Source organism: Ilyomonas limi, assembly GCF_005233845.1.
GTDB lineage: Bacteria > Bacteroidota > Bacteroidia > Chitinophagales > Chitinophagaceae > Ilyomonas > Ilyomonas limi.
This window is the reverse complement of record NZ_SZQL01000005.1, coordinates 1-26,513: the sequence shown is the minus strand read 5'-3', so window position 1 is coordinate 26,513 and position 26,513 is coordinate 1. Positions and strand designations below refer to the sequence as shown.

The window sequence follows — 26,513 nt, the reverse complement described above, 5'->3', positions numbered from 1 at the left end:
GGCAGCTTAATACATTAAGAATGATTGTTTTAAATGATATTTTTTGAACCACAGAGACACGATAAAGGAATTAAGAGACTTCAGGGAAACGCATCCCTTTACAATTTTATGGCTCGTCCACCAAATTCTTTAACGTCTTTACGTCTCCTCTGTAAAAAGAGAATCAGAGTAATTCTGTCAATCTTATAAAACTGTGGTTCAGGCTATCCTTTTTACCTTTGCAGCCAATTTACATATATGGCAAAGATTGGAATTAATATAGCAACAGGCAGCCTGCAGCGGACAGAGATGATTGTAGGGATTGATTTAGGCACAACCAATAGTCTTGTGGCCATTATTCACCCCGAAAGCGGTAAACCTGTAGCATTGAAGGAGCACAATAGTAGCAGCCTCGTGCCCAGCGTGGTACATTTTGAAAACGGCAATATAATAGTGGGCGAAGCAGCGAAGCAATATCTCGAAACCGATCCCGCCAACACCATCTTCAGTGTAAAGCGATTGATGGGCAAAAGCTATAACGACATACAGGAACACGCCAACTTTTTCAGCTATAAAATAATTGATGATAATACTGAGCGGCTGGTAAAAGTGCAGGTGGGCAACAAGTTCTACTCTCCTATCGAGTTGTCTTCGCTTATTTTGAAGGAATTGAAAGCACGCGCCGAGCATATTCTTAAAACACCCGTCAACAAAGCCGTTATCACCGTTCCTGCTTACTTCAACGATGCACAGCGGCAAGCTACCCGCGATGCCGGCAAGTTGGCGGGGCTGGATGTATTACGCATCGTAAATGAACCCACGGCTGCAAGTCTGGCGTATGGTTTGGGTTTGAAAAAAGATGAGGAAAAAACCATCGCCGTGTACGACTTGGGTGGTGGCACCTTTGATGTTTCGATATTAAAGATCGTCAATGGCATTTTTGAAGTATTGAGTACCCATGGCGATACTTATCTAGGTGGCGATGATTTTGACAGGCAGCTCATAGAATACTGGATTGAAACCAAAGAATACGATACAGAAGCCATACACCAGGATAAAAGCAAGATGCAGGCTTTGCGCCTCCGCGCCGAAGAAGCAAAGAAGCGTCTGAGCGAAGAAGACGGATTTATAACTGGCTTTGATGACGATGTACTGGACATTTCACGCCATCAGTTTGAAGCGCTGATACAACCTTTAATTAATAAAACCATTGATTGCTGCCGCAGTGCGCTAAGGGATGCACAGCTTACTGCACAGGATATTGATGTGGTGGTAATGGTAGGTGGCAGTACACGCGTGCCGGCAGTAAAAAAAACGGTCAGCGATTTTTTTGGCAAGCCCGTAAACGATTCGGTAAACCCCGATGAAGTGGTGGCGCTGGGTGCTGCAGTGCAGGCGGATATTTTGGCGGGAAACAATAAAGATTTTTTACTCCTGGATATTACACCACTTAGTGTTGGTATAGAAACAATGGGCGGGTTAATGGATGTATTAATACCACGCAACAGTAAAATACCTGCCAAAGTGGGAAGACAATATACCACGCAAAAAGATGGCCAGAGCAGTATGCGCATATCGGTGTTCCAGGGCGAAAGGGATTTAGTAAAAGACAATCGCAAGCTGGCCGAATTTAACCTCACCGGCATTCCGGGTATGCCTGCCGGATTGCCTAAAGTGGAAGTGAGTTTTTTGATAAATGCCGATGGTATTCTGGTGGTAAAAGCAAAGGAACTGCGCAGCGGCGTAGAGCAAAGCATTGAAGTAAAGCCACAATATGGCTTGACGGATGCAGAAGTAGAACACATGCTTTTAGACAGCATTACCTATGCAAAAGACGATATGCGGCAGCGCGCACTGGTAGAAGTCCGCACCGAAGGCGAGCATTTGTTGCAAGCCACCGAAAAGTTTTTGCTTAATCATGCTTCGCTGATAACGAGCGAAGAAATGACTGCAACAGCGGCGGCTATGCAGGCACTGCAACTGGCGCTTACTATGGCGGATAAAGATTTAATCCATACGAAAACAGAAGAACTGAACGAAGTAACCAAGCCTTTCGCAGAGCGTGCTATGGACAAAGCAGTAAGCGAAGCATTGAAGGGAAAAATGATTTAAAGAAAACGGCATTTCACTAAAGTTGCCCTGAAGACAATTTCAATCTTTGAAATACGGCTACAATCGTCATTGCGAACGCAACGAAGCAATCTGTAAATGATTGTATAATCAATGTAAGCCTTTAATATTGTCTCTCCCAATAAAGCTTACTAAAGTTTTACCATGGAATTCAAAATCTGCTATTAATGTTGATTTACAGCATACCACAGATTGTTCCCTGCTTAGTGCCTCGCAGTCGCAATGACGATCTTCCGAATGCTTTTCGGATTATAGCAGGAAACCACTCCCATAATTACAAATTATTCCAAATATGAAACTATCCTCCTGTATATATACTTTCTAAATAACTCATTTTCAATACGTTTTTATTTGGCATCCTGCTTGGCTATTAGTTGGTATGACTGACATGTATATTTTAATTCCGGTTGTAGTATTAGTTGTTTTATTCTTTTTACCTTTTACTTCTGCCAAGCGCCACAATTGCTATGCTGCTGATGAGCACGACCATGATTTGGTATTCTAAACAGCGATTTCTTTTATTGTTCATCCACTGTGCCGTTGGGTGCAGGGCAACTCATTATAGATAAACAATACAAAAGCAATATTTTATTCTTTCACAAACGGCTGGTTAATAGTATGCCGTTGTGTTGTATTTTGAGGAGATAACTTTCAAAGCTTTGCGTTCACATGGGCAATAGTGAATCATCAGCCTTATACAATGCTCATCATCTTCTATATAAATTCCAGCAACCCAAAAACAAAAAGTTCATTACAGTTATAATCAACTCCATACACTTCTTATCTTAAACAATTACACCAAAAAGCCTTTGCACTTCCACCAAATGCAAAGGCTTTTTTATATAAAATAATCTGCTTACTGTGCTAGTGAGATCCGTATCAGCAGTCCGGCTCTGGTAGTGGTAATCGGCGCCGAAGTAGAGATATACGGGATCGTTCGCTGCTGATCGAAGTACAATTGAATGTTCACGCGGCTGTTCAGCACATAATCCAGCGAAGGCTGTATGCTGATGACCTTTTGCCCGCCTGTACTGTAAGAAGTTGGCTGGTCGAGGCGGCTATTGCTTTGCGCATCATCGCGTATCGAAAAATCAAGCCTCAAGTTCAGGTCGTTGCCCTGGTTCAGTCCGCTGGTAGTAGGCGCATTCGGGTCCAGCTTTTTAAATCCGGGCAACTTAAATGGCAGGTTTACATTCTTTTTGCGGATGCTGGCGCCAATCACAAATTGCGTACTATTTACTTCACTTAGTTGGTAATCTACCAAGCTCAAACTCAACTGCCTGCTCTTAATAAACTGGAAATTGAAGTTTGTTTGGTTGGTTGTGGTCACATCAATACCAATTAACGGACTAAACTGCTCCTGTATCGTTAAATTGGGCACTAAGAAAAATGGTACAAAATTACCCGAAACGGTATCTATAAATCCGGGTGAGCCATAGTGCAGCGGATCGTAATAATTGAGCGCGCTGGTAAAAGAGTTCATACTTACCGTACTGTTATAACCATGCGTGAGTGAAATGCTGGAAAACACGTTGGCTAATGCCGGAATTTTAGTTAAACCGGTATAGGTCACGCGCCAGTTGGGCAAGGCTTTCAAACCGCTGAACGGGTTTTGTTTGATAGAGGTATTACTTTGTTTAATCAGCATTACCTCATCAGTACTTTTGCCGGTATAAGCCGCGAGGAATGCCGGTATTAATACATCCTGCGAGTAACGTCCATAACCGGCAGCAAAACCATCCGCAGTAGTGCCGCCGTTGTAATATTTATTATTAGCCGCCAGCCGTTTGGATATAGCCTGGCGATTAGCTTCAAACTTTGTAAATGTTTCGGAAATCTCGTTAGGACGATGCTTGCCAAACAAAGTCTGAAAACTGATATACGACACGCTAAAGCCACCACTCGCATACGGACTTAAATGACCAAAATTGGCGCCTGTTCCGGTGGTATCTTTAAATAACTCGGAGTAATCTTTACTGAACGATCTTTCTAAATTGATATCAATATTCAACTCTGGTATCGGCTCCAGCGACGCGGTGATGCTCAGGCGTTGCTCGTACGTTTGGCGAAATAAGATATTAAAAGAATCACTCTTTGTTATCACACCTTCGCGCGCCTTTTGATTGAGCCAGCTTGTATCGGGCTGCCGGCCAAATACATAATCCAATCCCGGCTGCATGGTATTAAAGTTTTGCCCTAAAAGGCGCGTGCTATCAGTATAGCCGGGTACGCGGCTGTAGTAGTTTTCGCTGTAGTTTACCGATGCTCTTTTTACCATAGTCAGCAACTGCCCGCCGGTACGCGCCAGTCCGCTTACTTCCATGGGCTGGTTAAAGTTGGCCTGGCGCATCGCTTTGCGGGTTTCGCGCTTCTGACGGCGCCATGCACGCAAAGCTTCTTTCTTTTTTCTACCTTTTAATCCTTTTACCACTTCCGCTCTGGTGCGCTGGCTGCTATCGCGTGTTTTTTCTGTTCCACTTTCATTCTCATTATCACTGGGCGCTTTGGGTGCAGCCGGCGTATTTACTGCGTTTAGCCAGCGCGATTTGCTGTACAGACGTGTAAAATCAAACTCACCATTAAAGTTATTTTGCTGACTGTTTTCCAGTGTATTACCTATGGTTTCTAATGCGCCTGGCAGCAAACTCGCACCAATCCAGTTGTAGGTAGCGCTGTAGCTGTAGCGTGCTGTTATCCAATCGGTAATTGGCAGTTTGCTTAAAGGCAAATTGTAGCTAAGCGTGGCCTTTTGCTGGTACAATGTATTTCTACCGCCTTTCAGGAAATTACGCCAGATACTGTCCTTTTTCGATTTGGAATCCAGCTTTCCAAATGGCTCATCAATGCGTGCATTATTGATGGCACTAAAGTCGAAGTTCAGGCTACGGGTTAAGTCCCAGCGTGCATTGTAATACCGGTCAAACGTAAAATATTTATCGTAGGTGGTATCTACCCTTTCCACTTTACTGTCGTACGTATTTACAATGCGCGGCACATATTCACCAAACTGCCGGTCTATATCTGCCCGGAAGCTCAGGAGCGAAGGATTGAGATTGTAATTAAAATCCCTCACTAATGCAAACCACGGACTGTTATTGCGGATAAGTCGTTTGAACGGCTCTTTATACCGGGCATTGCCATTGTAGGTATATCCAAAGCCACCCCGATTACGGCGGATATCATTTTTATTAATGATAGGTGTAGACTGCTGTATTTGGGTAAAGGAGTACGTGAAGTCGAAATTGCTCAGGCTCCATAATTTTGGATTACCGGTGGGCTGCGCAAATCGCACATTGGTAAAGTTGATCGTTTTAACCGTCATCTGATCGAGCGCGGCTTTCCGTACCGAGTCTCTATTCTTACTGTTCGCCAGCTTGTATTTATACTTTACATCCATATCATACGGGTCGTACTCCGGTATCATAATGGTTTTGTTGATGCTGGCATACACCGGTATGGTGATGCCTGCTTTTTTGGGCAGCAACCTGCCGGCATCTATTTCCAATGCCGCATCGTATTGCACCATGCTGTTGAGCGCCCGTTCATTTACGCGCTGCTCTATGCCGCCCCAGCCCGTAGAGTAGGTATTGGCAGAGACGGACAGCGTACCCAAATCTGCTAACTGCATATCTACTCTACCCAGCGCTGCATAACCGCCCCTTTCATCTATGTGCGAAAGGCGCAATTCATTTATCCATACTTCGGTACCAATAGAGCTAGTACTACCGTCTTTTGGATTTTCCACGCCTATCAAAAAGCCCCTTACTTCGCCCAAGTTAGGATTACCCATTACCGAGAATGTTTTACCATCAATCACTTCGCGGTAAATAGTGTTGATTGGTGCATTGCTGCTGTTGCGGCGTATTTTTAAATTTACCAGTTCACTTAATGCAAAATCAAGGTTGTTTGCTTCCGGCCAAATAATAGCCGGATCCGAAGCACCCCACCGCGTAATTTTCAGTGGTATTTTTACTTCGTAATAATTATTAAGGAAATCCTGCCCAATACGAACAACTGCATTTACCTGTCCATCCTGCAGATTATCTATACCCAGCGATTCCGCATGGATAAACATAGATAACTCGCCGTACTGGCGCATATCGAGGTTGAGTGTTTTAAATACTGCACGGGCATCGCCATCCGTTAAATTTTGCACACGCAAGCTCATACTCTGCTCGTTTTGCAAAAGGTTGATGCCATTATTGCTCAGTGCCTGCACGCGCTCTATGCCGGGCGGGATTTTGTAAGGCACGGGGTAGCGGGCACTGTTTTCTTCGAGGTTAACAGCCAGTACATCAAAGTTGGTCTTGCTGTTTTCGGGCAGTTGGGTGTAAGCGCCGGTAGTGTCGAGTTCGTAGGTAAAGTTGCGCCACTGATTGCGCACGAGATCCATGGTTGCAAAACGCAATACTACCGAATCCTCAAAGCCGGTCATATACATACGGATAAAGCGGATGGATTTGAAATCAGGGATATTACCCACTTTAGCCGTATATTCATCAATCGGCACGCGGAAAAGGTACCAGTTTTCTTCGGATACAGCGCCATTCGCCAGTTTTGCTTTTACGAGCCGCTTATCGGTAATGTACTTTGTAAGACCTACATCCATTCCGGGTTTCAGTTCCACATCATATTCATAATATTCTTCCGTTTCGTTGAGCGTATTATCACGGTTGAGGTCTTCGTTATCGGGGTACAACGTAGCTGCCGGAGAAAACTCCGATGCGTTGGTAGCCACCGGCGAATTGCCTTGCGGGTTATTAAAATTTTTGTAGCGCTGCTGAATGCCGGCATTAGCTGCATCAAAGCGGCTGTCGCGATACCATAAATAATCGTCGTTGGAAGGATCGGTATTGGCGCGCTGATAAAGAGCGGATGCAGTACCAAAGTTAGTGGCAATATCTTGCAGGTATTGACGGCGCACAATTTTTTCGGAATCATCAGTCAGTCCATCAAAACCTACATCCTGGTAAGGCCGGTCGGCAGGATCGTTGCTGAAAGCATTGGTTACCTGAATGGGGTTTACCGGCGTTTTGCCCCATACCGAGGAGGTATCTACTGTCGCCGGCTGCGTAGGCGTGCTTAACCCGTTTTCGTAAAACCGACGGCCATCCTTCAATATATCTTCGCTGATATTACCCAGGTTAATAACCAGTTTACCGCCGGTGCTGGTTGGATTTTTAATAAACGGATCTTGTATCCAAAATTCAATAAACTGCACATTACTGGTTACAAAATCGGTTTGGTCTATGCTGCGCATAATACCGCCCCAACGCTTTTGCGGGTTTAGCAGCTTGCCGCTGCCCGAAATTTCTGATGGGTTGGTTTCGTAATTATATGGTCCCGGATCAGTGGGATAATACGCCATATCAAATGTAGTGCTTTGCACATCGGTGATGTTGGTAGTGCGTTGCGGAAAAAGTTCATTGGTATATACCGGGCGAACGCGCGGGTCGCTGAGTGCATTCAGGTCTCTGCGTAGCGGGTTGCTTGGGCTGTTTTTATCCTGCAGTACTGGCTCAATATTGTACCATGCGAGTTTTGCCCTGTTTTTGCCGTATGCCAGATCGTTGGTGAGGGTAGCTTCGGGAAAACGGGCAGTACCTTGCGGCGTGGAGGCAAGTGTCCAGGAAACTAACGGATAACGCAAGTCCACATTGCTGGTGCTACCTTCAAAGTCATCAATATAAATCAGGCCATTATTGCCTTTACCTATTTGCTGCGGATGTCCCGGTTTCAGCAACGCCGCTTCGCCATACGCATTGATGTTGCTGGCAGCAGTAGTGGTGTAAAAGGGCAATTTATCCAACAGGCGTGTAAGCCCCGGCAACTCGGCGCGATAGTTAAAATCCACGCCGTACATACTGTTGCTGATGGGATCTTCGCCGTAGTTCATTTTGGTGAAATATGGCCGCTCATTAATTTTCTCCATTGTGGCTCCAAGGCTCAGGTTTTTATTGACCAGATAATCTGCCCGTAAACCAATAAAACTGCGCTGCTGGATATTGAAAGTGGCATTGTTTTCAAACTGCACATTTACCGGCACGCCCGAGTTGATAATTGCCTGGTTGATAATCTTAAGCGTACCTAAATTGTAGTCAACGGTATAATCGCTGTTTTCCTGCAATATTTGCCCACCAGCCGTGACGACAACGGAGCCTTGCGGAATATTAAAACCACCCAAATAAATATCGGTATTAGAAGAGCCTTTTACCGTTCCATACAATACATAGCGGTTGAGGTTGGCATAGGTTTGCGCAATGGCTTTGATGGAATCGTATAGCTGGTAGTAAACGTATTTGTCCTTAATATTCGGCGGCTGATTGCTAAAGGCAAATGAATCGAGGTCTTTACCAAACGGCTCGAGTACCGGAAAAATAATTTTGCCCTGTTGCGATAAAACAGTAAAACTATCCACATAATCGTACTGGCCATCTGGCATTGGGTCGTTGCGGTTATTGAGCCGGTCTGCCCGTAAAATAGAAATTAACGGTGTACCGATCGCATTCTGATCCCCTTCGGGCAGGTAACGCTTCTGTCCGCCGCTGGGTTCCTGATAAAAAACATTCAGGTTAAAATCTTCCTGGCTTACACCCGACATATCTAACGAATACACGTTCTTCATCATCAACTGCCAGATAGGCAAATTAACGCGCTGCGAAGTGGCTTTCAACAATTTCAAAAACAGTACTTTTTGCACGCCCTGGTTGGAAGAATCTACCGCCACATCCTGCGAAAACTCCCCCACCTGATATACCCTGCCGTTGTAAGAATACTGGTATGCCACGGCAAGCACTTCATCGGGCTGCAATTGCTGGTAAAGCGAAATAAAACCCACCTGCGGATTAAAAAAGTATTCATTAGGCGAAAGCTGGCGGGCAAATGTTTTTTCGTAATCCTCCACCGGCTTTAACCCTTTTGCAACCAACACACTATTGATGGCAGACGGATTTCTGTTGACTGCACTAGCAGTTAAGAAGGAATATAAATCGTTAGCATTGTTTTGTGGCAAACTTTCGCTGGTGATAGAGTGAATATTTTGATTATAAGGCTGATTTTCACCCAAATCCATAAAACCTACTACATCCCGCGCCTGCGTAGTAGTGCCGGTATGATTGGTAACCCATACTTCTATGCGCTGTATTTGTATCTGACTGTTTACCACCGGCAGGCTGCGCATGGCATTGTTGAAATTCTTTCTAAAATACTGCGCCATGAGAAAGTTGCGGTTCTCATCATAATCATCGAGCCGCTTATTAATTTGCTGCGATAAGCCACCGCCCTGCAAAGTGATGGATTGCTTTTGCGAGCGTTCATTAGCCAAAGCAGCGGTAATGAACAGCCTGCCAAACTGCAACTGGGTTTTCAAGCCAAACAAACTTTGCACACTGCTCATGAGTGTGCCTTTGGTTTGGAAGGAGATATTACCGGCTTCTATTGATTTTAAAATTTCATCGTCCTTGCCTTTATAATCAAGTTTTAGCTGGTTTTCAAAGTCGAAATTGGCGAGGGTATTATAGTTAATAGGCAGCTTTAACTTGTTGCCAATGTTGGCCATCACATTCATGTTGGCATCCATGTCAAAATCGAAGCCGCCATTCTTGCGCGCTCTTTCGGAAAGTGTTGGGTTTTTAATATTTTGCCCCTGATAACCAAGACGTATGTCTACATTTCCCTGCGGCTTGATGGACACTTTTAAACCAGCAGAATCCAAACCGAAAATACGGTCGAACAAAGTGTTATATACCTGCATAGGCGGACGCTGTGCTCTGCGATTAAGCCAGTCCAGTGTTTTGGCACGCTCATTAAAATACGCCTCCTCTGCCCGTTGATTTTGCAGTTTCCAAAATTCATCAAAGCTTAAATAGGTAGGCTTGCGATAATATGAGTTGCCTATTTTTTCTATAATATAATACTGCTTTGTTTTAGGATCGTATTGAATATCCTGTTTTACAATGCCGGTATCACTTAAATAAAACGGATTGCGGTTAGAATAAGTAAAACGGTCTCCGCGCCTGTCATTAAAAGGGTAATGCAGCGAGTCTTTGGATAATGGACGCAATGTATCGGCAGCGGTTTGCGCCGCAGCCTGTAAGCAGCACCACACACCGGCTGTAAATAATACAACGCGAAATAAAAAAGATTGATAGCCCAATTTCAGTCAGCTCTGTTGAAGTAGAATTTTCCCTTATAAGCTTACATGTTTTTTAGTGATATTCTTATTAATTCCTCCAAGGGGGTATTGGATGTTGCGTTTTTCAGGGCTTTCTTTAAGGCTGCCTCTGCCAGCGGCCGGCCAATACCAAGTGAGGTTAGTGCATTTAACGCATCAACCTCGATAGTATTGCTTTGCGGTACAAAAGCATCCAGATTTGCAGTGCTTCCCTTGCTTAATTTATCCTTAAGTTCTACAATGAGCCTTTCGGCAGTTTTCTTACCAATCCCTTTTATGCTTTCCAACTGCTTTACATTGCCTTGCACAATAGCTTTTACTATTTCATCGGGCTTCATACCCGAGAGCATCATGCGCGCCGTAGAAGCACCTACGCCAGAAACACTGATGAGCTGCAGAAATAACTCTTTTTCCCGGTTATCATGAAAACCAAAGAGCGTTTGCGCATTTTCGGTAATGTGCAGATATGTGGACAACTGGCCGCTGCTGCTGTTGGCAATAGCGGTGTAGGTATTCAGGCTGATTTGTAGCTCGTAGCCTACGCCATTGACATCTACAATTACCTGCGCCGGCGATTTAATAATAAAATTCCCTCTTACAAAAGCAATCATAAACTTTAGTGGTTCAAAATTATGGTTTTATGATAAACAGCCTATTTTATTTTGGTGGAGCGGCGATTACTTTTAAGTGTTGTACTAATTGGTTTTAAAAGTATTAAGAATAACAGGGCGATAATTATACTTCTAATTATTAAGTATAAATCTCAATCCTGCATAATCAAACCAATATAGTTATAGTTAAGATGGCGTTTATTCAGCCAATTATTCAATTTTTTTACTGCTTTTCCAGGATTTAGCTGCTGTCTTTTTTCTTATAACCTGCCTTTTATCTTTATACTTCTCCGTATAAATAGCTTTTTAATCAGCGCATTACAAGTATATCCTTTATAAATTAGAATCTTGCTTCCGTAAGCGTTCTTTCAGCACATCACCTGTGTACCCTACGTACTACTTGTCTTTAAGACTGGAATAAAGAATATTGAGTGAGTATATATAAATAAAAAGACCCCGCAAATGCAGGGTCTTTGTGGGAGCACACGGGTTCGAACCGCGGACCCTCTGCTTGTAAGGCAGATGCTCTAAACCAGCTGAGCTATGCTCCCTTTTGTGATTGGGAGTGCAAAGATAACCGCCCATTTTATTTGTCCAAATTTTTTTTAAATACCAGCACACTTTTTTCATATAAATTTTCATAACCTAATTTTGCAGTATGAATGTTGTAAACATAGGATTCAAACCTCAGCAGGAGGAGGATGTGGACGTGCTTACCATGCACGAATTTCCTTACCATCTGATTGTATGGAATGACGAGGTGAATACCTTTGAGTGGGTGATAGAAACATTGATTGAAATCTGCCACCACTCGCCCGAGCAGGCAGAGCAGTGCGCCATGCTTATTCATACCAAAGGCAAATACGCCGTAAAGCAGGGCGACTACGATACCCTAAAGCCTATGCGCGATGCGATAACCGATCGTGGCATTGGGGCCACCATAGAGTCTGTTGTAGAAAAATAACCTTTTTTGATGCCGCTGCACATACTGGATAGCAGAATATGGTTTCCACCTGTAAACGATGCTTTGGAGGATGGCTTACTTGCTATTGGCGGAGACCTTTCAGTAGCGCGTTTACTGCTCGCTTACAGGCAAGGTATTTTTCCCTGGTATGATGGCGATGTGCCGCTGTGGTGGAGCCCCGACCCGCGCTTTGTTTTATATCCCCATAACCTTCGTATCAGCAAGAGCATGAAGCAGTTGCTGAAGCAACAGAAATTTCATTTTACTATCAATACAGCTTTTGAACAAGTCATTAAGCAATGTATGCTCATAGAACGTCCCGGGCAAGGTGGCACATGGATAAACGAGGATGTAATAGAAGCATACACCACCTTGCATTATCAGGGTTTTGCACATAGCGCCGAAGTATGGCAAGATGAACAACTCGTAGGCGGCTTGTACGGCATACGGCTCAGCAATCTTTTTTTTGGCGAAAGCATGTTCAGCCTGCAAAGCAATGCCAGCAAATATGCTTTTATTAGTTATGTGCAACAGTTGATAAAAGAAGGGGTGATATTGATAGATTGCCAGGTTTATACGCAACACCTGGAAAGTCTGGGTGCAGGAATGATAAGCCGCGAGGCATTTATAAAAGTGTTGAAAGAAAATGTTCAAAGCCCCTATCCTCTACAGGGGAATGTTTAACCCTACAGCTTTATTAGCCATATTCTACAGATATCCTTACCCGTCGGAATCTGAAATAATTTAAAATAGCAATCAATTTTTTACACTATTTCCTGTATAAACTTAAAATAATTGACCGTTATCTCAGAGGGTGTTTAACCATCCGGCAGGCTGCTATCGGTAAGTGCCGCGCCCGCTGGAACAGTAAAAAATTTATACAACCAGGAAATTTATTATTAACCGGCATAAAATATTTTAATATATCAGCGTTATATTAAAATGGATAAGTAATGTAAAAAAACAGCATCTTTGCGCTACTGCATAGATTGCACTGTTTATTGACTGACTATAATTTTTTTTATCGAAACATATCTACCCGTATCATTGCTGCTTATTGTTTGTTGCTTACTTTGCTATGCACCACTGGCAGCACACTACTGTTTCAATCTAAAAAAGTAAACTCTGATGAAGCTACAACAACTGCTTACTGCTGCTTTTACAGCTATGGTATGTTTTGGATTTTTTTGTGCCCGCGCGCAAACTACAGGCGATGGCAGTACAATTAACATTGTAACTACGGCGGTGCCTTTTTTGCGCGTATCGCCCGATGCGCGCACCGGTGGTATGGGCGAGGCTGGTATTGCTACGTTGCCCGATGCCAACTCTGGTTTTTCCAATCTGGCAAAAATTCCCTTTGCCCAAAGCAGAACCCAGATATCTGCCACCTATACGCCATGGCTGCGCAAAATAACCCAGGATGTGTATCTTGCTTCCTTAGCGGGATACTACAAGATAGACGATGAACAGGCTATTAATGTTGGATTGCGATATTTTAATTTGGGCCAAATAGAATTTACGGATTATAACGGCAATTCGCTCGGCAGCCAACGCCCCCGCGAGTTTGGACTGGATTTTGGCTATACCCGCAAATTATCTGACCGGCTTAGCCTCGGTGTGGCTTTGCGCTATATCAATTCCAGCCTGGCTTCCGGTGCTATTGGTGGTACCGATTACCGCGCCGGCAATTCCGTAGCCGGCGACCTTAGCTTGTATCACAGTGGATTGGATGAAGACGGCAAAGGCTTTACCTGGGGTATGGCTATTACTAACCTTGGTGCCAAAATTGGTTATACCAATAATGCACAGGCAAAGGATTTTATACCTGCCAATATAGCCATTGGTGCAGCTTATACCAGCCTTATTGATGAAGACAGCAAGATAACTTTAGCAGCCGATTTGAACCACTTATTAGTACCTGCTCCACCGGTATTAAGTTCTGATCCGGCAGACTCTATACCCAACCAGCAAAAGATTGATGATTACCGCAGCACGGGCGTATTTGAAAGCTGGTTTAAGTCGTTTGATAATAAGAGCTATTCACTATCACTGGGCGCCGAGTTTTGGTACAACAACCAGTTTGCCGCACGCGCCGGTTACTATTGGGAAACAAAAGAATCGGGCAACCGCAAATACTTTACGCTGGGCGTAGGTTTGAAGTATAATGTGTTTGGGTTTAATTTTTCTTATCTTGTTCCATCGGGTGGCAATGGCACTACGCAGAATCCACTGTCAAATACGCTTCGCTTTAGTTTAATGTTCGACCTGGATAATGAAACCAACGGCACGCTTGGCGGACAATAAAGTGCTTTTGCATAAAATATTAAAACAAAAAGCGAAGGCAGTTACCTTCGCTTTTTTTCATCTGTATTATGAGTAATCTTAGAATAGGACAAGGTGTGGATTTTCACCGGCTGGTGGAAGGCAGGGATTTGTGGCTGGGCGGTGTATTAGTACCACATACCAAAGGCGCTTTGGGCCACAGCGATGCCGATGTATTGCTTCATGCTATATGCGATGCACTGCTTGGCGCAGCCTGTTTGGGCGATATTGGCACCCACTTCCCCGATACCTCGCAGGAGTTTAAAAATATTGACAGTAAAATTTTACTGCAACGCACGATGGAGTTGCTGGAACAGCATGTTTACACCGTTATTAACATAGATTGTATGCTTTGCCTGCAGGCGCCTAAAATAAAGCCCTATATACCTCTAATGCAGGAAGTAATAGCGCATATTTTGAAAGTAGAAAAAGATGCCATTTCGGTAAAGGCCACCACTGCCGAAGGCTTGGGCTTTGTAGGTCGTGAAGAAGGCGTGATGGCGTATGCTACGGTATTGATTGAGAAAAATAAGCTGCTTTTTTAAAAGGGATTTATTATCGTATGTGTTTATAATTACATTTGCAGCCCGGTCTTGTAGTACAATGGATAGTATAAGGGTCTCCGAAGCCTTTGATTCAGGTTCGATTCCTGACAAGACCACATAAACATAAAATAAGGGGTTGATATTCAATCTCTTATTTTGTTTACAGCTTACTCAGATGGCTGAATAGTTGGCTAATTCAATGATAAGCGTCTAAAGTTTGTTTGTTTATTATGACAGGCATATTTTAGTTAATGTATCAGTTTGATAAATAAAGTATCTATGAAACAAGATAAAGCATTGCTGTAAAGTTTTAATTACCTGCTGCGCCAGCCACAGCGCGGAAACGATACCTTGATTTTAAAATTTCCTCGTTCCATTACCTATAAGTCCATTCACCGGAGAGTACAACGGGTGATTGGAAGGGATCACCAACATGTACCTACTTTGCTTGTGTTATAAAAGACTTCCTACTTGGCATCATTTTTATTGTCATATTCCCATAGGAATCAGTATCTAAAATCCCCGCTTGCTATGAAATTCATCACACTGCACATCGTGTATTCGGTAGCTATTGTTATTGGCATACTCGTCTTATTCATTTATATTCTATTTATCCGGTTCAGAGCGCCGTTTAAAGCCAAACCAGTTGAGGACAAAGACAAGCCACAAGAGCGCAAAGGCACATATAGAAAGTTTGGTAGGTTTTCTGAATGGAATCTGAACTGAGTGGCGAGGCATTTTATTTCCTGGCATGTTTATTTGGCTTAGGAACCAATATTGATCTTCTGAAATTCATCGCTCAAAGTCTCCTGTTTTATTTATCGGCCATGCCTGTCGTATTTGCCTTAGTGTCAACTTTTATACTTATTGAGATAAGAAAGATTTTTAAGCAGAAGCAAAAGCATAAACATGAGTAAAGCACAGGGCTTCATGCTCTTGAGGAGTTGATATGCTCAGGCGAGAAGCTACTTTTATAATCTGTACCTTCATTTGGGCGGCAAAAGTAATGTTACTCACTTCATCATCTGATAAACAATCTCAAGCTGCCGCCTGCAAATAGCAGAGGCAGTCATAATTTATCTTCAGCAGCATAATTGTTTGCTGTAGCTCTGCTGCAAAGCCTTTTAATTTATGATATTCAAATCCTGAGTCCTGAGTAACCTTAGAAACCAAGGTGCGGAAGTGCCAATTGCGGTAGTTATTGCTTCTCTTAAACGATAACGAAGCACATTAGAGTAGTGATCAATATAAAGGGGGATCATACATAGCAATCATATCAGCAATAAAGAGCCGCTTAGACATAACAGCCAATTCTCTGTTGTGGATATACATTAAATGATTTGGATCCAAGTCTTTCGTCCGGCAGAATGTTACAAATAATGCTGGGATTTTAGAAAGGTCTTGTGCAGCCGTTTGTTTTGTATCGTCAATTTTGGTAAGTAAGGCTTTAAATACTTGTGGGTTCAAGGTATTTATTAATCTTCCTACTTCCATGTGTTGCATATGTCTTAATAACCAAAACCTGTTGAGCAAAAGCATTCATTCAGGCACATACTACTCGTTGCAAAAAACAAATGCGTATTTTCAATGTATGGAAAACGAAGGCAAAAAAGAACGGGTGATAGAAGCCCGTATGAAATTGAAATCCCGCTTTGAAGAGAAGATGAAGCTAACGCCTTCTATAGCTGATAATAAGCCACTGGGCAGCGGACCGCTTAACCGCCATGGTATGCCGGCTATACCTGTAGGGCAGGTAGTAACAACAAAGTGGCCGGTACTGGACCTGGGTGAGCAGCCTGAAGTACCATTACAAGACTGGCGACTTACCATTGATGGCGCGGTGGAAAATCCCTTGGTGCTAACGTGGGAGGAATTTATGGCACTACCACAAACAACAGGCACCTCCGACTTTCATTGTGTAACAACCTGGTCAAAACTGAATATGAATTGGAAAGGGGTACGGCTGATGGACCTGGCAGCACTGGTGCAGCCAAAGGAGCAGGCTACGCACATTATGTGTTATGGCTATGATGATTATAGTGCCAACCTATTGCTGGAGGAGGCATTGAAGCCGGATGTACTGCTGGCGCATACCGTAGAAGGAATGCCATTACCCGAAGAGCATGGTGGGCCAGTGCGGATGATAACACCGCAACTGTATGCATGGAAAGGCGCGAAGTGGATAAACCGTATTGAATTTATGACAGCAAACCGATTGGGCTTTTGGGAAAAAAGAGGTTACTCAAACACTGCTTACCCCTGGCGGAATGATAGATACAGTTAAAAGTGAGGGCGTATATACTAAACATTATTTACAGGATTGCCCTTTCTAAAATCTATTTATTCATCCCCTGCAAGCCTTCCTTTAAACTTGTATTTAACTGTTTAAGATATTCGCTTACAGAAGTAGCATTGCCGGATGCTGGCTCTTTAGCAGAACACCCCATTTTTATATAGTTTTTTACGTCAGCCATTTGCCAGATGGCACCACCGCTCATAGCAGGATAATCTTTCTTAAACCGTACCATTTCCAACTTTATCTCATCGGGCGTTTTGCTATTATGGTTGGTAGCGCATTTATCAAAAGCTCCGCGGCAGAGAAATATGGGATACACGGGAATATTGGTTGCCAAGCTATCGTGCCATGGCGCAGGGGTATTACGAGTTCCGCCATCGTAACATTGTAAATAAACAGCATCTACCAATCCACGCTGTGATCCGTCAATAATAGCTTTCCAATATTGCTTACGGGTAAACGGGCATAGGGTCATGTGCATATTGAGTTTACCAATCATCTCTCCAAATTGGATAATAGACGGGCTGTCATATACCGATTCATCATCAATGCAAACCGCATCTACGCCTATCTTGTCTTTCAGCACCTTGCTTATGTTGTACAAAGTACTGTTGGTGCCGGTTCCTGTGGTGATGGTTGCAGGTACTCCTTTTGTAGTCGTATCAGTCCAATCTTTTATAAAATCATATGTGTTAGGTGGTTGGTTATACCATCTGCCTTCCAATAAAATTTCGATGCGTGTTACCGTTGTAGGTGACTGTTTTAAAGAGGCTACACGTTTCAGCCATGTCGCATTGCCAACATATTCACCATTGTGAATGATGGGGTTCTTGCTATCATCGCCCGAATACACATCACCGTCTGCATGTATGTAAAAGCTGGATAGGATAACCGTTGTGAAACCAGAGGCTTTTATCATCGTATAAGTAGAATCATCACCCGGATACATACCACGGCCAAAGAGGGTAAGGTTGGGATCAGCCGGTGATAAAGGGTTTGTGGAGGCAGGCTGGGAATAAACACAGATAAAAGCACCTGTACATAAAAAGATGGATAAGAAAAGTAATGTTTTCAAAACTTGGTTTTTTACTGCGCAATGTAAAACTAATCAACGCTTGTTACTGTAGCAATTATTCCATTAGTCTATTCAACAACCTGTTCATCTTTTATACCATTGATAAGTAACTGTTCTAAAATTTTCGCAGAAGTTTTTTCAGGATTAATCAGATCATAAAGTGTCACTTTATCCAACAACTGATCTATCGTATATTGAATCATTTGCCAAAGGGAACGGGCAGAGCAATCAACAGAATGGGTGCATAATTTCATGGTACCTGCATGATTGCCGCAAAAGCCGTTATCATATAACGGTCCGCCTAAAGCTTTCAGCACATTATTAATGACGATTTCTTTTGCAGGTAAAGCTAATAGATACCCACCTATATTGCCAGGAGTGCTTTTGATGAAACCAGCCAAACGTAGTATGCGGGTGAGCTTCGCCACATAATGCGGCGTCAAGCCCTCTGCTTCGCTCAGTTGCGGAATGCTCATGCCATTGGCATTGTTGCAGGAGGCAATCCGCACCAACAAACGCAAACCATATTCTTCCTGTGCAGTTATTTTCATTATTAATGTGTAAATATCAATCGTTAGTTAAATACAATCCTGTCTTATCACAGCCATCCAAGTTCCAGTTGTGCTTCTTCCGACATCATGCTTTTATCCCAGGAAGGAGTCCATGTAACTGCAACATGCACATCATTCACGCCTTCTATTTCTTTTACTTTTTGATCTACTTCTACCGGCAAAGATTGCGCTGCCGGGCAGCTTGGCGCCGTCAGCGTCATGGTGATCTGCACATTATTGATTGGCAGAATGTCTATCCGGTAAACCAATCCCATATCATAAATATTCACCGGGATTTCGGGGTCGAAAATGGTTTTTAAACATTCAACCACCTTATCTCTTAAAACGTCTGCTTCTATCATACTACATTTTTAAGTTTATAAGCCAGGGCATAATTTTTCATCTGCTTTACCATAGATAATAAACCATTTGATCTTGTCTGAGCCAAATGATTCATCATGCCAATTTTATTAATGAAGTCCAGCTTCGCGTTCACAATATCATCGGCATTTTGCCCGGATAAAACCCGTATCAGCATGCTGATCAATCCTTTTACAATTACTGCATCACTGTCGGCTTCGTAAAAAATTTTTCCATTGTTGTAATGAGCAACCAGCCATACAGAGGATTGACAGCCTTTTACTTTATTTTCATCTCTCCTATATGCCTCTTTTATTGGCGGCAATTTTTTTCCGAGGTCAATGATGTATTCGTATCGGTCATCCCAGTTATCAAACAAAGAAAACTCCTCTACAATCTCATTTTCAATTTCATCTATTGTCTTATGCTCACTCATAACAACATCTTAATTACTTTTTGCAAACCCGTAATTAAACTATCAATTTCTTCTTTCGTATTGTACATGGCAAACGATGCTCTTGCAGTGCCGGGAATTTTATAACACTCCATCAACGGTTGTGCGCAATGATGTCCTGTACGCACGGCAATGCCTCTGTTATCCAACAGTATTCCCAAATCTTGCGGATGTACTTTCTCCACTACAAAAGAAATCACGCTCACTTTATTCTTTGCGTTGCCAATAATTTTTAAACCTTCAATCTGCATTAATTGTTCTGTAGCATAACAGAGCAATTCATTTTCATGTTCGCGAATTTTTTGTTTGCCAATCCATTTTGTAAAATCCAATGCTGCTTTGAGAGCAACGGTATCGGCAATGTTGGGCGTGCCTGCTTCAAATTTATAAGGAAGGTCGTTGTAGGTAATGGCATCGAAATACACATCTTTTATCATTTCACCGCCGCCCTGGTATGGCGGCATAGATTCCAGTAACTCCTTTTTACCATACAACACACCAACCCCTGTTGGACCATAAATTTTATGAGAAGAGAAAACAAAAAAATCGCAGTCTAAATCCTGCACATCTATATCCAAATGAACAGTTGATTGGGCGCCATCTACCAAAGTAACTGCACCCACCGAATGCGCGCCTGCAATGATATTTTTTACAGGATTGATCGTTCCCAATACATTGGACACATGTACAATAGAAACCAGTTTTGTTTTCTCAGAAAGCAGCTTATGGAATTCATCCATCATCAACTCACCATCCTCATTGATAGGAATGATTTTAAGAACCGCACCTTTTTCCTGCGCCAACATATACCATGGAACAATGTTGGAATGATGTTCCATGCTGGAGATGATAATTTCATCACCGGCTTTTATGTTTTGTCTTCCCCAGGTTTGCGCTACCAGGTTAATTCCTTCCGTTGCCCCACCTGTAAAAATGATCTGCTCCCTGCTTGCTGCATTAATGAATTGCTGAACAGTATCTCTGGTAGCCTCAAATGCAGCAGTAGCTTCTTCGGCTAACGTATGAATGCCGCGGTGAATATTTGCATTGTAATGACTATAATAGTTTACCAACGCATCAATTACTGCCTGCGGTTTTTGCGTGGTTGCAGCATTATCAAAATACACCAATGGTTTCCCCTTCACTTCCCGCTGAAGCGCAGGAAAATGTTTGCGTACTGCCGCAACATTAAAAGCTTTATCTATTTCAATTGTTTCAATCATTCTAATTCGTATAATTCGTGAATTAAAATTGGTATTATTCTATTTCCACTCCTAATCTCCTGGAAATCAGTTCATCCACATGCTGGCGAATAGCCTCTGGTTTGATGTGCCCGAGAATATCAACAGCAAAAGCATGAATCAACAACGATTTTGCTGCTGCTTCGCTGATACCTCTGGAGCGGAGATAAAACAAGGCTTCTTCATCCAGTTGCCCAACGGTACAGCCATGTGAGCACTTTACATCATCGGCAAAAATTTCCAACTGCGGCTTTGTATTAACCGTGGCATTATTAGAAAGTAGCAGGTTTTTGTTGGATTGATAGGCATTTGTTTTTTGGGCATCTTTCTGCACAAAAATCTTTCCGTTGAATACGGCTGTTGCGTTATCATCCACAGCACCTTTGTACAATTCATTGCTTTGGCAATGCGGTTTTACATTATCAACTACCGTGTGATTATCTACATGTGTAGCCCCCTTTAAAAAATACAAGCCAAAGAAGTGGGATTCGGAATATTCCGCTTCCATGGCAATATTGAGGTTATTGCGAACAATGCCGCCATCCAGCGAAACAGTAACCGTATTCACCAGGCTCTTGCCTATCTGGCGAATATGCGTGGTGGTTACCTGGTTGGTGTGTGCAGCATCATTTTGAATTTTATAATATTCAACCAATGCATCTTTTTCAACAACAATTTCGGTTACCTGATTGGTGAAGCTTTCCGCAGCGCCAAATGTTGCATAATTTTCGGCAAAAATTACCTGTGCATTTTCTCCAACATAAATAAGCACTCTTGGCTGAGCAAGAATGTTGGCTGAACGGGCATCAATAATGTTATAGATATACACCGGATGCTCAACAATATCTCCTTTTTTAACATGAATAAAAACACCTTCTGCGGCAAATGCAGTATTCAGCGCATTCAATCCATCGTTAATGTATTTGCTGCTATGCCCAAGATGTTGTAAAACAAGCTCCCGGTATTCACTCTTTGTGGCTTCTTCCAACGAAATAACGGTGAGATTTTCTGAATGAATGGTAGATAGTTCATTTGAATACAAACCATTAACAAAAACCAGTTCATTTGTTTTTTCATCACCGGGAAAGCGAATAGCATTTAAATCACTTTCAGAGATGGAAGCAGAAATATCTTCGGGATTAAAAGCATATTCCTTATTGAATACACCATTGATTCTGGTGTACTTCCATTCTTCATTTTTCACCGTTGGTATGCCCAAGGTATTGAAGGTATTGAACGCATGTTGCTCAATAGGCGTTAATACACTGCTGCCATTATTGGATTGCAGTTGTTGGTATCTTTCTTTTATTGTTTCAATCGTGTTCATGTTCCTCCTTGGTTATGCTTCCTGAGCTACTTCGTTTTTGATAAAATCATACCCTTTTTCTTCCAACTCAAAAGCCAGTTCTTTGGTACCCGATTTTACAATGCGACCATTATACAACACATGCACAAAATCGGGAACAATATAATCGAGGAGGCGCTGATAGTGCGTAACTAATAAAACCGCATTGTCTTTGTTGCGAAGTTTGTTAACGCCATTAGCAACAATGCGAATGGCGTCTATATCCAGCCCGGAATCCGTTTCATCAAGAATGGCAAGCTTTGGCTCCAGCATTGCCATCTGGAAAATTTCATTACGCTTCTTTTCACCGCCGGAAAAACCTTCATTTAATGAACGGCTTAACAGCGATTGGTTAATCTCTACCATTGCCATTTTTTCCCGCATCAGCTTTAAAAACTGTACAGCATCATAAGGCGCTTGTCCACGGTATTTTCTTACTTCATTTACCGCAGTTTTAATAAAGTTGGTGGTTGTTAATCCCGGAATTTCTACCGGGTATTGAAAGGCTAAGAAGATGCCTTCGCCGGCTCTTTCTTCCGGCGATAATTCCAAAAGATCTTTTTCTAAAAATTCAACGGAGCCGCCTGTTACTTCATACTCAGGGCGTCCGGCCAGTACAGAAGCCAATGTGCTTTTACCCGAACCATTTGGTCCCATAATTGCGTGCACCTCGCCCGCTTTTATATCCAGGTTAATTCCTTTTAAAATTTCCTTTTCTTCAATGCGTGCATGTAAATTGTTTATCGAAAGCATGTTTATCTTATTTCTTATTTAGTATATTTTGATGAATTATCCTACGCTACCTTCCAGGCTAATTGCTAACAGTTTTTGTGCTTCAATAGCAAATTCCATTGGCAATTTGTTCATCACTTCTTTGGCAAAACCATTAATGATTAATGCTACTGCTGTTTCGGTACTAATACCTCTTTGGTTGCAATAGAATATCTGATCTTCCCCAATTTTTGAAGTGGTTGCTTCGTGCTCAACCACAGCGGTATTATTTTTCACCTCGATGTATGGGAACGTATGCGCACCACATTTATCACCTAATAACAGCGAATCGCACTGAGAGAAGTTTCTTGCATTGGTGGCATTCTTACCAACATGCACCAGGCCACGGTAGCTGTTATTGCTAAAGCCTGCGGAAATACCTTTTGATACAATGCGGCTTCTTGTGTTTTTGCCAAGATGCAGCATCTTTGTTCCGGTATCTGCCTGCTGGTGGTTATTGGTTACGGCTACGGAATAAAATTCGCCGGTTGAATTATCGCCTTTTAAAATCACGCTCGGATATTTCCAGGTAATAGCAGAACCGGTTTCTACCTGTGTCCACGAAATTTTTGAATTCACCCCACGGCAAATTCCCCGCTTCGTTACAAAGTTGTAGATGCCGCCATTGCCTTCTTTATCGCCGGGATACCAGTTTTGAACAGTTGAATATTTAATTTCTGCATTGTCCAGTGCAATCAATTCTACTACGGCTGCGTGTAACTGGTTTTCATCACGCATAGGCGCCGTACAACCTTCGAGGTAACTTACATAAGCACCTTCATCGGCAATGATCAGCGTTCTTTCAAACTGACCGGTATTCTCGGCGTTAATGCGGAAATAGGTGGATAATTCCATAGGGCAACGAACGCCTTTTGGAATATACACAAAGGAGCCATCGCTAAATACAGCAGCGTTTAATGCAGCAAAATAATTATCGGTAATTGGAACAACAGAGCTTAAATACTGTTTAACCAAATCAGGATGATTTTTAACAGCTTCACTCATCGAGCAGAAAATGATTCCAAGTTCTCCGAGCTGCTCTTTGAACGTTGTAGCAATGGAAACACTATCAATTACAGCATCCACTGCAACGCCGCTTAGCCGCTTTTGCTCTTCGAGAGAAATGCCCAGCTTTTCAAACGTTTTTCTCAGCTCAGGATCAATTTCATCAAGGCTATTTACTTTTGGCTTTTGCTTTGGAGCAGAATAATAAATAATATCCTGATAATCAATTTTTGGATAATGCAGGTTTGCCCAATGCGGCTCTTCCATTTTTTGCCAATGCCCGAAGGCTTTCAACCGCCATTCCAGCATCCATTCCGGCTCATTTTTTTTGGCGGAGATAAAGCGAATGGTATCTTCAGTAAGCCCTTTCGGGGCAGAGTCGGCTTCAATTTGAGTGACAAAGCCATATTTATACTCCTGATTCACAGTGTCGTGTATCGTAAGGAGGTCTTCATCAAGCGCTTCCAGTTGAGGCTCTAAAACATCTTCTGATTTCATGCGGCAAAGGTACCACTGTTTGTACAAAAAAGTATAAACAGAAGTAAAAACCTTCCTTAATTTTCCCGATAGCGCTAATAAAAGTACCCACAAATGCACGCCAGCATAGAGGTTTGCGGGAGGAAGTGCTCCAGGAGAAAATTTATTTCAACCGGAACCATAACCGTATTACCAAAACGGAATTAGGGCTGGGTAAAATGGGTAAAATGGTTTGTCTAAGATTACATAAAAGATAATTAAGAGAGGGCTACGGGTATATCGTAAGCATCTTTCAATAAAAATTATCCCCTTTCGGAAATAAGATTTACCACTCATGAATCTTCGTTACAACAATCAGTATGCTCTATTATCCAATGGCAATTGTAAGTGATGAACAATGGTAAATTATATTGAAAATGTAATGAACTACCTCGCAGCAAGCTGACGAGGTATCAAAACAGCCTTAGCTGCTGTTGGTGAATCCTTTTATATTCTTTTTCGGCTCCCTGCGCTTTGACATAGTGCTGAATGGTATTTTCATCTCCATGTCTGCCTACGGTATTTACGTAGTATCCTTTCGTCCAAAACTCCCCACCCCAAAGCTTTTGTTTTACTTCCGGATGCAATCTAAAAATCTCTCTGGCTGTGATACTTTTGACAGTCCGGATGATTTGTGTTGGACTCATCGCAGGAACACTTTGGATCAAAAAGTGGACATGATCCTTATCCATTCCTATCTCAATGAACTCCATCTCGTAGCGTTTTGAAATCTCAAGGCATACTTCTTTTAAACTTCCATCAACCGCTTCTGAAAATACAACCCTGCGATACTTGGCAGGACATACATAATGATACAATAAAACTGATACATTATGACTCTTATGGATATATTCACTCACTACATAAAGATAATACCAAAGGCGAAGCAGAGCTTCGCGGAACTAACCCCAAGAGATTAGATACAGCGGGAAATCACAAACAAGAACCAAGACGGATTATGAATGCAATACTGCACTTTATAACATAAACCGTTGATAATGGGCATTTGCGCCAGTAGGAAATAAAAACTTCTTTAGTCAGGCACCTTATTTTATAATCTTTTTTTCATACTCCTTCCTAAAAAAATTATCTATTTTTCGCCCAATTTAACAGCGTATTCATTTGTAAGGTATTATAGTAATTGCGCCGGCTGTTTACTGTAATACCACTAAAGAAGATGTTCGAACTTGTTTTTACCACTGATACTGCTGTTATGAATTTTTACAGTTATGAAACCTTTTGAAAGAGTGGTGCTGCTTGTATTTGCACTACTTGTTATTTATAGCTCTGTTGACCTGCTGAACTATAGTTCATGGTCAAAATTCTATTTAGGTATTACCCTTATTACCTTTTCACTGCTTGTTTTATTCATTGTATTTAAGTCTTTTTTCAATCATAAAAACTAACACAGTCATGAACACTAAACGGCTTTTATATGCTGCAGCCATTGTTGCAGTGGTCGTCTTTTTCTTTTCTTTTGTGGGCTGCGAGCGCATTGATGCCGGTAATGTAGGCATTAAGGTAAATAATGCCGGCGGCGAACGGGGTGTTTCCAAAACTGAGTATGTAACGGGATGGGTATTCTACAGCCGCTTTATCAGCCGCATTTATGAGTTCCCCACCTTTCAGCAGCACAAGGAGTATGAGCCATTTGTAGTTCCTTCCAAGGGCGGAACCATCTTTACCGTACATCCTTCGTTTAACTACAATTTAAATCCTGGCGAAGTAGGGTCTATGTTTCAAACTTTCCGGCTGCCGCTCAACCAGTTGGAAGAAGGTTATTTGAAAAATGCGGTATCTGTTACCATCCGCGAAGTAACTAACACTTTTACCGTTGATAGTATATTGAACAATCTATCACTGTACGACGCTGCCATTGTAAGTGGACTGAATAAAAAACTATCTCCTTTTTTCACCGTTTCCACCTTTACCTCCGGTTTGCAGCCCGATGAGAAACTGGCAGCTACCATTGCCGCCAAAGCCGATGCGATACAACAGGCATTGCGAATAGAAAATGAGCAGAAAGCCATACGTGCCAAAGCGGAAAATGATATTATAGAAGCGAAGCGCGACAGTGCTGTGCTTGTAATTGGTGCATTGAGTGAAGCGCGTGCTATCCGGGAAAAACAAAATGCACTCACGCCTGAATATGTGGAGTATCAAAAAGTATTGAAA

At 42.4% G+C, this 26,513-nt stretch carries 21 protein-coding genes and 2 tRNA genes; 10 read left to right on the top strand and 13 right to left on the bottom strand.

Annotation, left to right across the window (positions count from 1 at the left end):
* Positions 1-237: 237 nt before the first annotated feature.
* On the top strand, positions 238-2,091 hold the full coding sequence (hscA, locus tag FC093_RS07775) for a Fe-S protein assembly chaperone HscA (protein WP_137261200.1): 1,854 nt from the start codon (positions 238-240) through the stop codon (positions 2,089-2,091).
* A gap of 397 nt (positions 2,092-2,488) precedes the next feature.
* Entirely contained in the window at positions 2,489-2,614 is a 126-nt protein-coding gene (locus FC093_RS24360) for a hypothetical protein (protein ID WP_262711018.1), read from the top strand.
* A gap of 351 nt (positions 2,615-2,965) precedes the next feature.
* Here FC093_RS24360 and sov read toward each other — a convergent pair whose 3' ends face one another.
* The 3 genes from sov to FC093_RS07760 form a co-directional block, all read right to left on the bottom strand.
* A complete protein-coding gene (gene sov, locus FC093_RS07770) occupies positions 2,966-10,264 on the bottom strand; it encodes a T9SS outer membrane translocon Sov/SprA (RefSeq protein WP_240743239.1) in 7,299 nt (2,432 codons plus the stop codon).
* Positions 10,265-10,305: 41 nt separating this feature from the next.
* Positions 10,306-10,893, bottom strand: coding sequence for a Holliday junction branch migration protein RuvA (ruvA, locus tag FC093_RS07765; RefSeq protein ID WP_137261199.1), 588 nt, complete (start codon positions 10,891-10,893; stop codon positions 10,306-10,308).
* Between the two features lie 476 nt (positions 10,894-11,369).
* Positions 11,370-11,444 (bottom strand) — tRNA-Val (locus FC093_RS07760).
* A gap of 107 nt (positions 11,445-11,551) precedes the next feature.
* Here FC093_RS07760 and FC093_RS07755 point away from each other — a divergent pair.
* The 6 genes from FC093_RS07755 to FC093_RS07730 all read left to right on the top strand — a co-directional run bounded on the left by FC093_RS07755 (position 11,552) and on the right by FC093_RS07730 (position 15,450).
* Complete coding sequence (locus FC093_RS07755) at positions 11,552-11,857, top strand: ATP-dependent Clp protease adaptor ClpS (protein WP_137261198.1); 306 nt, start codon at positions 11,552-11,554, stop codon at positions 11,855-11,857.
* A 9-nt stretch (positions 11,858-11,866) separates the two neighbouring features.
* Entirely contained in the window at positions 11,867-12,541 is a 675-nt protein-coding gene (gene aat / locus FC093_RS07750; RefSeq protein ID WP_137261197.1) for a leucyl/phenylalanyl-tRNA--protein transferase, read from the top strand.
* Positions 12,542-12,985: 444 nt separating this feature from the next.
* A complete protein-coding gene (porV, locus tag FC093_RS07745; RefSeq protein ID WP_240743237.1) occupies positions 12,986-14,161 on the top strand; it encodes a type IX secretion system outer membrane channel protein PorV in 1,176 nt (391 codons plus the stop codon).
* A 68-nt stretch (positions 14,162-14,229) separates the two neighbouring features.
* On the top strand, positions 14,230-14,724 hold the full coding sequence (ispF, locus tag FC093_RS07740; protein WP_137261196.1) for a 2-C-methyl-D-erythritol 2,4-cyclodiphosphate synthase: 495 nt from the start codon (positions 14,230-14,232) through the stop codon (positions 14,722-14,724).
* A 44-nt stretch (positions 14,725-14,768) separates the two neighbouring features.
* Positions 14,769-14,840: transfer RNA gene (locus FC093_RS07735), tRNA-Arg, on the top strand.
* 415 nt (positions 14,841-15,255) lie between these two features.
* Entirely contained in the window at positions 15,256-15,450 is a 195-nt protein-coding gene (locus FC093_RS07730) for a hypothetical protein (RefSeq protein ID WP_137261195.1), read from the top strand.
* Between the two features lie 516 nt (positions 15,451-15,966).
* On the opposite strand, the gene FC093_RS07725 is transcribed toward FC093_RS07730, so the two are convergent.
* Positions 15,967-16,218 (bottom strand): hypothetical protein, encoded by a 252-nt coding sequence (locus FC093_RS07725; protein ID WP_137261194.1) that lies wholly within the window; start codon positions 16,216-16,218, stop codon positions 15,967-15,969.
* Positions 16,219-16,315: 97 nt separating this feature from the next.
* On the opposite strand from FC093_RS07725, the gene FC093_RS07720 reads away from it, so the two are divergent.
* Positions 16,316-17,008: a sulfite oxidase-like oxidoreductase gene (locus FC093_RS07720; protein WP_137261193.1), complete on the top strand. Its 693-nt coding sequence runs from the start codon at positions 16,316-16,318 to the stop codon at positions 17,006-17,008.
* A gap of 52 nt (positions 17,009-17,060) precedes the next feature.
* On the opposite strand, the gene FC093_RS07715 is transcribed toward FC093_RS07720, so the two are convergent.
* The 9 genes from FC093_RS07715 to tnpA all read right to left on the bottom strand — a co-directional run bounded on the left by FC093_RS07715 (position 17,061) and on the right by tnpA (position 25,198).
* On the bottom strand, positions 17,061-18,095 hold the full coding sequence (locus tag FC093_RS07715) for a hypothetical protein (RefSeq protein WP_137261192.1): 1,035 nt from the start codon (positions 18,093-18,095) through the stop codon (positions 17,061-17,063).
* Between the two features lie 68 nt (positions 18,096-18,163).
* The gene (locus tag FC093_RS07710; RefSeq protein ID WP_137261191.1) at positions 18,164-18,646 is read right to left on the bottom strand and encodes an RrF2 family transcriptional regulator; all 483 of its coding nucleotides are present in this window, start codon (positions 18,644-18,646) and stop codon (positions 18,164-18,166) included.
* A gap of 47 nt (positions 18,647-18,693) precedes the next feature.
* Positions 18,694-19,008: an iron-sulfur cluster assembly protein gene (locus FC093_RS07705; RefSeq protein ID WP_137261190.1), complete on the bottom strand. Its 315-nt coding sequence runs from the start codon at positions 19,006-19,008 to the stop codon at positions 18,694-18,696.
* The gene (locus tag FC093_RS07700; RefSeq protein WP_137261189.1) at positions 19,005-19,442 is read right to left on the bottom strand and encodes a SufE family protein; all 438 of its coding nucleotides are present in this window, start codon (positions 19,440-19,442) and stop codon (positions 19,005-19,007) included. Before FC093_RS07700 ends, FC093_RS07705 begins: the two co-directional genes overlap by 4 nt.
* Positions 19,439-20,683 carry a cysteine desulfurase gene (locus FC093_RS07695; RefSeq protein ID WP_137261188.1) on the bottom strand — a complete coding sequence of 415 codons (1,245 nt, stop codon included), beginning with the start codon at positions 20,681-20,683 and terminating at the stop codon, positions 19,439-19,441. The genes FC093_RS07700 and FC093_RS07695 overlap by 4 nt, the downstream gene beginning before the upstream one ends.
* Before the next feature lie 34 nt (positions 20,684-20,717).
* Positions 20,718-22,028, bottom strand: a complete 1,311-nt coding sequence (sufD, locus tag FC093_RS07690; protein WP_137261187.1) for a Fe-S cluster assembly protein SufD — start codon at positions 22,026-22,028, stop codon at positions 20,718-20,720.
* Positions 22,029-22,040: 12 nt separating this feature from the next.
* Complete coding sequence (gene sufC, locus FC093_RS07685) at positions 22,041-22,799, bottom strand: Fe-S cluster assembly ATPase SufC (protein ID WP_137261186.1); 759 nt, start codon at positions 22,797-22,799, stop codon at positions 22,041-22,043.
* A 36-nt stretch (positions 22,800-22,835) separates the two neighbouring features.
* Positions 22,836-24,320 (bottom strand): Fe-S cluster assembly protein SufB, encoded by a 1,485-nt coding sequence (gene sufB / locus FC093_RS07680; protein ID WP_137261185.1) that lies wholly within the window; start codon positions 24,318-24,320, stop codon positions 22,836-22,838.
* A 431-nt stretch (positions 24,321-24,751) separates the two neighbouring features.
* Positions 24,752-25,198, bottom strand: a complete 447-nt coding sequence (gene tnpA / locus FC093_RS07675; RefSeq protein WP_137261184.1) for an IS200/IS605 family transposase — start codon at positions 25,196-25,198, stop codon at positions 24,752-24,754.
* A 553-nt stretch (positions 25,199-25,751) separates the two neighbouring features.
* On the opposite strand from tnpA, the gene FC093_RS07670 reads away from it, so the two are divergent.
* A partial coding sequence (locus FC093_RS07670) for an SPFH domain-containing protein (RefSeq protein ID WP_137261183.1) occupies positions 25,752-26,513 on the top strand: 762 nt, incomplete at its 3' end.

What these genes read in the sequence shown, in the direction of transcription:
- hscA (WP_137261200.1), top strand. Translation starts at nt 238, where the DNA reads ATGGCAAAGATTGGAATTAATATAGCAACAGGCAGCCTGCAGCGGACA.
- FC093_RS24360 (WP_262711018.1), top strand. Translation starts at nt 2,489, where the DNA reads ATGACTGACATGTATATTTTAATTCCGGTTGTAGTATTAGTTGTTTTA.
- ruvA (WP_137261199.1), bottom strand. Translation starts at nt 10,893, where the DNA reads ATGATTGCTTTTGTAAGAGGGAATTTTATTATTAAATCGCCGGCGCAG.
- FC093_RS07755 (WP_137261198.1), top strand. Translation starts at nt 11,552, where the DNA reads ATGAATGTTGTAAACATAGGATTCAAACCTCAGCAGGAGGAGGATGTG.
- aat (WP_137261197.1), top strand. Translation starts at nt 11,867, where the DNA reads ATGCCGCTGCACATACTGGATAGCAGAATATGGTTTCCACCTGTAAAC.
- porV (WP_240743237.1), top strand. Translation starts at nt 12,986, where the DNA reads ATGAAGCTACAACAACTGCTTACTGCTGCTTTTACAGCTATGGTATGT.
- ispF (WP_137261196.1), top strand. Translation starts at nt 14,230, where the DNA reads ATGAGTAATCTTAGAATAGGACAAGGTGTGGATTTTCACCGGCTGGTG.
- FC093_RS07730 (WP_137261195.1), top strand. Translation starts at nt 15,256, where the DNA reads ATGAAATTCATCACACTGCACATCGTGTATTCGGTAGCTATTGTTATT.
- FC093_RS07725 (WP_137261194.1), bottom strand. Translation starts at nt 16,218, where the DNA reads ATGGAAGTAGGAAGATTAATAAATACCTTGAACCCACAAGTATTTAAA.
- FC093_RS07720 (WP_137261193.1), top strand. Translation starts at nt 16,316, where the DNA reads ATGGAAAACGAAGGCAAAAAAGAACGGGTGATAGAAGCCCGTATGAAA.
- FC093_RS07710 (WP_137261191.1), bottom strand. Translation starts at nt 18,646, where the DNA reads ATGAAAATAACTGCACAGGAAGAATATGGTTTGCGTTTGTTGGTGCGG.
- FC093_RS07705 (WP_137261190.1), bottom strand. Translation starts at nt 19,008, where the DNA reads ATGATAGAAGCAGACGTTTTAAGAGATAAGGTGGTTGAATGTTTAAAA.
- FC093_RS07700 (WP_137261189.1), bottom strand. Translation starts at nt 19,442, where the DNA reads ATGAGTGAGCATAAGACAATAGATGAAATTGAAAATGAGATTGTAGAG.
- FC093_RS07695 (WP_137261188.1), bottom strand. Translation starts at nt 20,683, where the DNA reads ATGATTGAAACAATTGAAATAGATAAAGCTTTTAATGTTGCGGCAGTA.
- sufD (WP_137261187.1), bottom strand. Translation starts at nt 22,028, where the DNA reads ATGAACACGATTGAAACAATAAAAGAAAGATACCAACAACTGCAATCC.
- sufC (WP_137261186.1), bottom strand. Translation starts at nt 22,799, where the DNA reads ATGCTTTCGATAAACAATTTACATGCACGCATTGAAGAAAAGGAAATT.
- sufB (WP_137261185.1), bottom strand. Translation starts at nt 24,320, where the DNA reads ATGAAATCAGAAGATGTTTTAGAGCCTCAACTGGAAGCGCTTGATGAA.